Source organism: Photobacterium sp. DNB22_13_2 (assembly GCF_052873915.1).
Genome location: NZ_JBNNXU010000012.1, coordinates 159639 through 169535, shown reverse-complemented (window position 1 = coordinate 169535; position 9897 = coordinate 159639). Strand labels below are relative to the sequence as shown.

The window sequence follows — 9897 nt, the reverse complement described above, 5'->3', positions numbered from 1 at the left end:
AGCCTGACTCCTAATGAGTCAGAACGATTATATTGGGAAAGCTCTAAAGAGGTGGCCAATTATTCTTGACCACTACATATACATGAGAAGACAGTTTCTGAATATAATATAAGCCGAAAAGCTATTGAGTTTGGGTTACAGAAGCAGAGTACACTTTCTCCAGACTGTAAGCGCTGCCAGTATAAATTTGCATGTAACGGTGGGTGTCCGAAGCATCGCTTTGAGCGAAGCCCAAGCGGACACCCAAATCATAACTACTTTTGCCAAGGCTATAAATATTTCTTCCAGCACAGTGCTAAGTATATGAAAGAGATGCGCAGACTTCTGTCTGTTGGCCGCTTTGCTGATGAAATAATGTGGTCATTGGCGTATCAAGAAACCGGAAACACGATAAATGGGGTTTCTCAAATTCACAAACCACGAATGACAAAGAAGAGAGCACCGATTATTGGCCGTAATCAACCATGCCCTTGTAAGAGTGGGGTAAAATATAAGCATTGCTGTGGAGGAAAAAGGTGAGACGATGGATTTTGATTTAAATTTGCTAAAGGTTTTTTTAGAAGTTTATCAATATCATTCTTATACAAAAGCGTCTGAAACGATAGGTATAACACAACCTGCAGTTAGTGCTTCTATAAAGCGATTAGAGCAGGAAATAGGTGAAACCTTATTTTTTAGGGAAGGGCGAAAGATGAAGCCAACCGCAATGGCTATTCGCTTAGCGGGCAGGTTTCGTCTTGGGTTTGATGAAATACAGAATGCGCTGAATGAACGCTTTACTTATTCGGTTTACGTCAATGAAGCGCTAGCTTTGAATCTACCGGAACTGCCATCAATGATGATAGAGCACACCCCGTTGGATCAAGAGATGCTTCTGGCCCAACTCAAGTCTTTGTCTGTTGACTTAGCCGTTGGCATTATGATGGTAAAAGACCACTCAATCATTACTGAGCCGCTATTCAAAGAGTCAACCGTCATTGTATGTCGTCATGATCATCCGAGAGTCTGTGATCAAATCTCTACGGATCAGTTTTATGAGGAGAGCCATGTGGCTTTGGCAACACAGTGGAAAGGAATGGATGGCTTTGAACATATTCGTTTAGATCGCCCTAAAGGCCGGAATATTCAGTGCAAAACACATTCGATTTCCGCCATGCTTCTAGACGTCGCGACCAGTGATAGAGTTGCCGTTGTCCCTCAGCATCTTGCTATGAGCTGGAAAGAACGCCTTAACTTGCAAGTACTTGAAAACCCAATTGAACATAAGCCATTGGAATACAGCTTAGCTTACCATCGACGTTACCAAAAAACTGAAAACCACATGAAAGTAAGAGAAAATATTAGGTTGCATTTAAGCAATGTACACATACTATAAATACGTTTTATCGTTTATATAATAGTCACGCTCTACCTCCTAAACTCCACCTCAATTAACCTTGTCACTGAAAAGCCACATTAGTGTCAAGGTTATATTTCTTTAAGACAAACCACACTTTTCAGCTTTGCTCCTCTTTCTTATTGTTGTTCTTCCGGTGCATTGCCTTATAAAAGGTGTGTTAGGCGAGGAAAAACAATGAGAGTTTATTCATTGTTTCAAAGGTGTCCTCATGAAAAAGTTTAGCGCGATCATGATGTCTTGTTTTGCTGCGAGTTCCGTTGCGCAAGAGGTATTGCCATTTCCATCTCAACCATCGACATCGGTGGCGAACCATACTCTTGCCGAATCCATTCATAACAAGCGTCCTGTAACCAATCACCTGCCGGAAGATGCGCCCAACATCGTTATTGTCATGATTGATGATGTTGGACCAGGTCAAACGTCGACATATGGTGGTCCTATTAGCACCCCTACGCTTGATGAAATTTCAGGAGAAGGTATCTCCTATAATCGTTTTCATTCTACTGCGATGTGCTCACCAACACGTGCTTCATTGCTTACGGGTCGTAATCATCACCGTGTTGGTGCGGGTGTTATTGCAGAATATGCGAACGATTGGGATGGGTACGCTGGTGTTATTCCTAAGAGCAGCGCAACGTTCCCTGAAGTATTAAAAAACTATGGTTATGCAACTTCCGCTTTTGGTAAATGGCACAACACCCATCCATTAGATTCAACCGCAGCTGGACCTTTTGATAATTGGCCGACAGGTTATGGGTTTGAGTATTTTTACGGGTTTGTTGGAGCGGGTGCTTCACAGTATGAACCAACGATGGTCGAAAATACTACATTCGTTGACCCAGAAAAGATTCACCGTGAAGGTTATCATATGAGTGAAGACCTCGCGGACCAAGCGATCAAATGGATGAGACAGCACAAGTCTTTGCAGCCAGACAAACCTTTTTTGATGTATTGGTCTAGTGGCGCAGCGCACGGACCACATCATGTAACAAAAGAGTGGGCCGATAAATACAAAGGCAAATTTGATGCTGGCTGGGATGAGTATCGCAAAGAGGTGTACGAAAAAGCGAAGAAAATGGGGTGGATTCCAGAGAATGCTCAACTAACGCCTCGGCCAGAAAGTATGCCTGCATGGGATGATATTCCTGATGATGAGAAAGGCTTCCAAGCTCGTTTAATGGAAGTATATGCAGGGTTTATTGAACACACAGATGCTCAGGTCGGCCGTTTAGTTGATGAAATCGATGACCTTGGCTACAAAGATAATACTGTATTCTTCTATATTTGGGGCGACAATGGGGCGTCGTCAGAAGGGCAAAATGGCACACTTGCTGAATTACTTGCCCAAAATGCTATTCCAACCACTACTAAGCAACAGATTGAAGCTATGAATAAAGTCGGTTCAATCGATGATCTGGGTGGTCCAAAATTTGAAAACATGGCGCATGCAGCATGGGCTTGGGCGGGAAGTTCCCCGTATAAATCGACGAAACTCGTTGCCGCTCATTTTGGTGGCACTCGCCAACCATTGGCAGTTCGTTGGCCAGCTAAAATTGAACCCGATGCAACACCACGATCCCAGTTCCACCACGTTAATGATATTGCGCCAACTATTTACGACATCTTAGACATTACAGCGCCAAAAGTGGTGAATGGTCATACACAAGATCAAATCGACGGTACGAGTATGGCTTACTCGTTTAACGATGCTGACGCCAAAGGGAAAAAGAAAACGCAGTATTTTGAAATCTTAGGCAGTCGAGGTATTTATCATGATGGCTGGTTTGCAAGTGCATTTGGTCCTCGCGCCCCATGGGTTCAAGGTATGCCAAAAGGTTTCAAAGAGTGGAGTGCTGATAGCGATCAATGGGAACTTTATCATATCGATGAAGATTGGTCGCAAGCGGTAGACTTAGCGGATAAATATCCTGAGAAGCTTGAAGAAATGAAAGCAATCTTTAAGCAAGAAGCTAAAGACAACAAAGCGTTTCCTATTGGCGGGTCGCTATGGTCTACGGCCGCACATAGCCCACAGGATGCACCTGAAAGTAAATATACGCAGTGGACGTACCCTGATGAAATTACACGTATACCTGAAATTGCAGCGCCAAAAGTCGGGAACCGTTCAACTCTCGTAGAGTTCGATGCGACAGTGACGCCTGAAACTAATGGTGTACTTTATGCGGTAGGCGCGTTTTCTGGGGGGATGACTGTCTATGTGAAAGATGGAAAACTCAACTACGAGTACAATCTATTTTTGATGGAGCATACCCATATTCAGTCTGAGAAAGCCTTACCAGAAGGTGATGTGACGATTGAGATTGAATCCAAAGCGACAAAACCAGCGCCGTTTACACCTTTCGAGATCACCATTAAGGTGAATGGTGAAGAGTATGCAACGGGAGTAGTGCCTAAAACCGCGCCTTCTTTCTTCTCGTTTAATGATGGATTTGATATTGGGTCAGATTTAGGTTCACCAGTTTCTCAGGCTTACTATGAGCAAATGCCTTTTAAGTTTGACGGTAAGATAAAAGAAGTTCGTGTTAAGTACTTAAACTAACGTTTTCAAGCCACCTTTCACGCCTGATAGGTGGCTTTTTTGTCAACAGTATTTAATTTATAACGTCTACACCTTCAGGTAATAACATCTTATAACGGACGATACCAACGGCTTATTGCGCAATACGACTGGCAGTACCAAACTACCCAATCCAATGATGGGGGAGGGTAATGCTTGAGTTCGATTAGGTGATGTACAGTTAGAGCAAGACTGTCAAGGAGCCTCTGATAGATCAATCATTAATGTGCCAGCTACTTCTTTTTTAGGCAGTACTCCTGATCTGGACAATGGTTGTTTGTGCATCTTGATAATCAATTGGCAATTGGATAATTCTTCCTGCTCTTTCAATAAACAGAGATGGAAAACTATTGCCACCAATGGAGCGGGCAAAGGCTATTTCATCTAATAAACGTTGGTGGGTTTGTTCAGAAAGAAACTCATCTTTGAATTGTTCCATATCTAAGCCCATACCTTGTGCTAAGTTAAGCAGAACGTCGTTATCACTGGGGTTTTGGGCATTTAGGTAGTACGCCTTTTGAATTGCATTTAACATTGCTAGCTCAGCGCCTTGAGAGCGGGCTGCGATAATTGCTCTGCAGGCGGGATAAGTTGAGCGGCGAGGTGTATTGTTAACCCAGAAGTCATAATTGAAGTTGGTTCCAAGGTAGTCTTCGATTTTCTTCCAGTAAGCCATAATCTGTTGTTGCATGATATCGGGCATAGGTTCATCACAATCGGGGGCAAGGCCGCCAACGACATATGTGATTTCTACTTGATCAGGTATGGCTTGGGTAATTTGATCCCAGGTAGGTTTGTATCCCCAGCACCAAGAGCACATTGGGTCGTAAACGTAATATAGCTTTGCCTTTGATGAGGTCATGTTCCGTCATTCCTTTGTTGGATGTGTCCAGTGCTCCAATTCCACCACACGATGTATTTTAAGGTGGCGATTTCTTCAGAACGGTATCTTCAGCGAATAGCAAAAAAATGGACAAACCGAAGCTTGTCCATTTTTAATAGGTTAGTCCAAATCTATATTTGGTTACTATACACCTTTTGTCTTCACTCTAGTCTTCAATATAGCTCTCGATGCTTGGGCAAGAACAAACTAGATTACGGTCACCGAACACGTTATCAACGCGGTTTACTGTTGGCCAGTATTTCGCATCTTTAGCTTGTGCTGATGGGAAGCAAGCCAGTTCGCGGTCGTAGTTGCGATTCCACTCAGTGTCCATGATATCGGCTTGAGTGTGCGGTGCGTTAACCAATGGGTTGTCTTTTAGATCCCACTCGCCATCTTGTACACGAGCGATTTCATGACGGATTGCAATCATCGCATCACAGAAGCGGTCTAGCTCGGCAATGTCTTCAGATTCCGTTGGCTCAATCATTAGCGTGCCTGCAACAGGGAACGACATGGTTGGCGCGTGGAAACCGTAGTCCATTAGACGCTTGGCAACATCTTCTTCAGAAATACCAGATGCTTCTTTGATTGGACGAATATCGATAATACATTCGTGTGCAATACGGCCATGAGTACCACGGTATAGAACTGGGTAATGCGGACGAAGACGTTCCATCACGTAGTTAGCATTCAGGATAGCCAGCTTAGTCGATTCTGTCAGTCCTGCTTCACCCATCATCGCGATGTATGCGTATGAGATTGGCAAGATAGACGCTGAACCAAGATCTGCTGCAGATACAGCGTACTGAGGCTGATCTGCTTCTGTGTTTTCAACATGACCCGGTAGGAATGGGGCAAGGTGCGATTTAACACCGATAGGACCCATACCCGGACCGCCACCACCGTGTGGAATACAGAAGGTCTTGTGTAGGTTCAAGTGAGAAACGTCAGAGCCGATGAAACCTGGGCTTGTTAGACCAACCTGGGCGTTCATGTTTGCACCGTCTAGGTACACTTGACCGCCAGCCTCATGAACAAGCTCACACACTTCTTGTACGGCTTCTTCATAAACACCGTGGGTAGACGGGTAGGTGATCATGATACACGACAGGTTATCACGGTGTTTTTCGATCTTCGCTTTCAAATCGTCAACATCGATGTTGCCTTGCTCATCACAGCCAACAACCACAACCTTCATCGATACCATGGCAGCAGATGCTGGGTTAGTACCGTGGGCTGAGCTTGGGATCAAACAAACATTACGGTGTGCGTCGCCATTGGCTTCATGGTAACGCTGGATAGCGATAAGGCCAGCATATTCACCTTGAGCACCAGAGTTAGGCTGTAGCGAGAACGCATCGTAGCCGGTGATTTCACATAGCATCTTCGATAGGTTATCAGCCAGCTCCGCGTACCCTTTTGCTTGGTTAGCTGGTGCAAATGGGTGCAGCTGACCAAATTCAGGCCAAGTGACCGGGATCATCTCTGCTGCTGCGTTTAGTTTCATGGTACAGCTGCCCAACGGGATCATGCCGTGGGTCAGTGAATAATCTTTGTTTTCCAGCTTCTTCATGTAACGCATCATAAGCGTTTCACTGTGATACTGGTTAAATACTGGGTGAGACAGGTACTGGCTGCTACGACGGCAACTTTCTGGGATAGCCGCAAATTCGTCACTGGCGATGTCTGCAGTGAACATGGATGCTTTCAGGTTGTCACCGCTGAAGATTGCCAATAGGTCTTCGATGTCAGCCACTTTTGTGGTTTCGTCGATACTGATACCTAGCTGAGCATCATACTTACGTAGGTTGATGCCTGCATCTAGCGCTTTGATATAAAACTCAGTGGTTTTCTTGCCAGTATTAAGGGTTAGGGTATCGAAGAAGCTGTCGTTTGCTAGCTCAATCCCTGAATTGCGAAGACCAGCAGCAAGGATTGCCGTTAGGTGATGTACACGGCGGCCGATTTTACGTAAACCTTCTGGGCCATGGTATAGCGCATAGAATGCAGCCATGTTGGCAAGTAGTGCCTGAGCGGTACAAATGTTTGACGTCGCTTTTTCGCGGCGGATGTGCTGCTCACGGGTTTGCATCGCCATACGCAGTGCTTGGTTGTCACGGGAGTCTTTAGACACACCAATAACACGTCCTGGCATTGTACGCTTATGTTTGTCTTTCGTTGCCATGAAGCCAGCATGTGGGCCACCAAAGCCCATCGGTACGCCAAAGCGTTGTGCTGAACCAATCACGACATCTGCACCCATTTCACCCGGTGCTTTTAGCAGGGTAAGTGCTAGTAGATCAGAAGCCACAGCCACCAATGTCTTTTTAGCGTGTGCTGCTTCGATAATGTCAGTCAGATCTTGAATATTACCGGTTGTTCCTGGGTATTGAACCAAGGCACCGAATACGTCGTGCTTATCTAGATCTTGAATATCACCGCGGATGATCTCAATACCGATATAACCAGCACGAGTGAGGACAACATCAACGGTTTGTGAGTGCAAGTCGTTAGAAACGAAGAACGCCTTACTCTTGTTCTTGCTAGCGCGCTGACACAAAGTCATCGCTTCAGCTGCTGCGGTTGCTTCATCCAATAGGGAAGCGTTGGCTAGCTCCATACTGGTCAGGTCCATGATCATCTGCTGGTAGTTAAGCAGTGATTCAAGACGACCTTGGGAAATTTCCGGTTGGTAAGGCGTATAAGCGGTGTACCAACCTGGGTTTTCAAGTATGTTGCGTAGAATAACGTTCGGAGTAAAGGTGTTGTAGTAACCCTGACCGATATAGCTGCGGTTGATGATGTTCTTGCTGGCAATAGCTTTCAGAGAGGCCAGCATATCCGCTTCGCTTTGCGGCAGGTCGAGCTGCATAGGCTCTGGTAGGCGAATTGCTGCCGGAACCGTTTCATCGATTAGCTGATCAACGCTTGATACGCCGATAGTTTCCAGCATGATTTTTTGTTGTGCCGAATCCGGGCCATTGTGACGGCCAGCAAATTCCGTATCGTCACTTAATGCATTTAGAAGAGTCATGTCGGTCATGGTTCTTTCCTGAACAGTTACTACCTATTGCATTGAGCATATTGCAATAGTTTAAGGTCATCGAGTAGTTGAGCTATTACATGTCATGAGGGCTTTCAGGTTATTTCACCCGAAAGCCAGGCTCAATTAGTCTTCGTCGATGGTCGCTAGGTATTTTTCACCGTCGATCAGTTTAGAGAGTTCCTCTACATCCTGAACTTTGATTTTAGCAATCCAGCCGCCTTCATATGGCTCTTCGTTGACAAGCTCTGGGCTGTCTTCCAGCTCTTCGTTGATTTCAACGATTTCGCCTGTAACTGGAGCATAGATATCAGATGCGGCTTTGACTGACTCAACAAGAGAGAAAGATTCGCCAGCTTCTGTTGAATCGCCAACTTCTGGTAGGTCAACAAATACAACATCACCTAGAAGGCCCTGAGCGTGGTTAGAGATACCCATAGTGATAGTACCGTCACCATTGTCTCGTACCCACTCATGGCTTTCGGCGAACTTCAGTGTATTTTCCATTTAAAACTCCTTGCGCAATCTTTCCGCAGATTTTATTAGTTGTTTCAGTGGCCGGTCAGTGCCGGCCGCTATGTCAAAAAAACGAGAGTAAAAATATAGCTACTTGTTAACTTATTGGTAAAGAGGGAAGCGACTGCAAAGCTTCTGAACCTGTTGCTTCACTTTTTGCTCTACAGCGCTGTTGTCTTCAGGGTTTGCTGCCAAACCGTCAAGTACATCGCCAATCCATTGACCAATTTGTTTGAATTCGTCAGCACCAAAACCTCGGCTAGTGCCAGCTGGTGTACCAAGGCGAATACCTGATGTCACCATTGGTTTCTCAGGATCAAAAGGTATACCGTTTTTGTTACAGGTGATGCCGGCACGCTCAAGCGCTTCTTCTGCTTGGTTACCTTTCAAGCCTTTCGGGCGAAGGTCTACAAGCATCAGGTGGGTGTCGGTACCGTTAGTCACAATGTCACAACCGCGAGCTTGCAGGACTTCTGCCAAGACTTTCGCGTTGTTGATCACATTCTTGATATATAACTTAAATTCTGGCTCTAGGGCTTCACCCAGAGCAACAGCCTTACCCGCGATAACGTGCATTAGCGGGCCGCCTTGAAGGCCTGGGAATACGGCTGAATTTATCTTCTTATTGATGTCTTCGTGATTGGTCAAGATCATGCCGCCACGAGGGCCACGCAATGTTTTATGTGTCGTCGTTGTAATTACATGTGCATGAGGAATTGGGCTAGGGTGCTCGCCAGCAGCGATAAGGCCAGCAATATGGGCCATATCCACCATGAGGAATGCGCCAACTTCATCGGCAATGGCACGGAACTTAGCAAAATCAATCTTACGAGGAATGGCCGAGCCACCTGCAATGATCATTTTAGGCTGGCTTTCGATAGCAATCTGACGTACTTGCTCGTAATCAATTTCGCAAGTCTCTTTATCTACACCGTATTGAACAGCATCGAACCATTTGCCAGATAGAGCAGGGCGCGCCCCGTGTGTTAGGTGGCCACCAGCATCCAGAGACATCCCCAAGATAGTGTCACCTGGCTGAAGTAGGGCCAGCATCACGGCACCGTTGGCTTGTGCACCAGAGTGAGGCTGAACATTAACGTAATCACATTGGAAAAGCTGCTTGGCGCGGGCAATAGCGATGCGTTCTACTTCGTCGACATGCTCACAACCACCGTAGTAACGGCGGCCAGCATAACCTTCAGCATACTTGTTGGTTAGACAACTACCTTGGGCTTGCATGACCGCTTTAGACACAATGTTCTCAGAGGCAATCAACTCAATCTGCTGGTTCTGGCGAGTTAGTTCGGCAGCAATGCCAGCATTTACAGCACCATCAACCTCTGCAAGGTGGGTTGAGAAGAACACTTCTAAATCGTGGTTTTGGTATGAAGCTTTCATTTCACGTTATCCTCTAATCGCGCTCTTAAAGGTATCCCTTGTTCCGAGCCAAAGCGTATATCGTTGTTATGGATAGT

7 protein-coding genes are annotated in these 9897 nt (G+C 45.6%); 3 read left to right on the top strand and 4 right to left on the bottom strand.

Annotated features, from left to right (window positions below; genetic code table 11):
- Positions 1–78 precede the first annotated feature (78 nt).
- The 3 genes from ACVA58_RS17805 to ACVA58_RS17795 all read left to right on the top strand — a co-directional run bounded on the left by ACVA58_RS17805 (position 79) and on the right by ACVA58_RS17795 (position 3959).
- Positions 79–519: an SPASM domain-containing protein gene (locus ACVA58_RS17805; protein WP_446511721.1), complete on the top strand. Its 441-nt coding sequence runs from the start codon at positions 79–81 to the stop codon at positions 517–519.
- A gap of 4 nt (positions 520–523) precedes the next feature.
- Positions 524–1375 carry a LysR family transcriptional regulator gene (locus ACVA58_RS17800; protein ID WP_446511712.1) on the top strand — a complete coding sequence of 284 codons (852 nt, stop codon included), beginning with the start codon at positions 524–526 and terminating at the stop codon, positions 1373–1375.
- 232 nt (positions 1376–1607) lie between these two features.
- Positions 1608–3959 (top strand): arylsulfatase, encoded by a 2352-nt coding sequence (locus tag ACVA58_RS17795; protein ID WP_446511711.1) that lies wholly within the window; start codon positions 1608–1610, stop codon positions 3957–3959.
- A 262-nt stretch (positions 3960–4221) separates the two neighbouring features.
- Here ACVA58_RS17795 and ACVA58_RS17790 read toward each other — a convergent pair whose 3' ends face one another.
- From ACVA58_RS17790 to ACVA58_RS17775, 4 genes are all read right to left on the bottom strand, one after another.
- Positions 4222–4839, bottom strand: coding sequence for a DsbA family protein (locus tag ACVA58_RS17790; protein WP_446511710.1), 618 nt, complete (start codon positions 4837–4839; stop codon positions 4222–4224).
- 187 nt (positions 4840–5026) lie between these two features.
- A complete protein-coding gene (gene gcvP / locus ACVA58_RS17785) occupies positions 5027–7906 on the bottom strand; it encodes an aminomethyl-transferring glycine dehydrogenase (RefSeq protein WP_446511709.1) in 2880 nt (959 codons plus the stop codon).
- A 126-nt stretch (positions 7907–8032) separates the two neighbouring features.
- Positions 8033–8413, bottom strand: coding sequence for a glycine cleavage system protein GcvH (gene gcvH / locus ACVA58_RS17780; RefSeq protein WP_446511708.1), 381 nt, complete (start codon positions 8411–8413; stop codon positions 8033–8035).
- Positions 8414–8524: 111 nt separating this feature from the next.
- Positions 8525–9820, bottom strand: coding sequence for a serine hydroxymethyltransferase (locus ACVA58_RS17775; protein WP_446511707.1), 1296 nt, complete (start codon positions 9818–9820; stop codon positions 8525–8527).
- Positions 9821–9897 lie beyond the last annotated feature (77 nt).

What these genes read in the sequence shown, in the direction of transcription:
- ACVA58_RS17800 (WP_446511712.1), top strand. Translation starts at nt 524, where the DNA reads ATGGATTTTGATTTAAATTTGCTAAAGGTTTTTTTAGAAGTTTATCAA.
- ACVA58_RS17795 (WP_446511711.1), top strand. Translation starts at nt 1,608, where the DNA reads ATGAAAAAGTTTAGCGCGATCATGATGTCTTGTTTTGCTGCGAGTTCC.
- ACVA58_RS17790 (WP_446511710.1), bottom strand. Translation starts at nt 4,839, where the DNA reads ATGACCTCATCAAAGGCAAAGCTATATTACGTTTACGACCCAATGTGC.
- gcvP (WP_446511709.1), bottom strand. Translation starts at nt 7,906, where the DNA reads ATGACCGACATGACTCTTCTAAATGCATTAAGTGACGATACGGAATTT.
- gcvH (WP_446511708.1), bottom strand. Translation starts at nt 8,413, where the DNA reads ATGGAAAATACACTGAAGTTCGCCGAAAGCCATGAGTGGGTACGAGAC.
- ACVA58_RS17775 (WP_446511707.1), bottom strand. Translation starts at nt 9,820, where the DNA reads ATGAAAGCTTCATACCAAAACCACGATTTAGAAGTGTTCTTCTCAACC.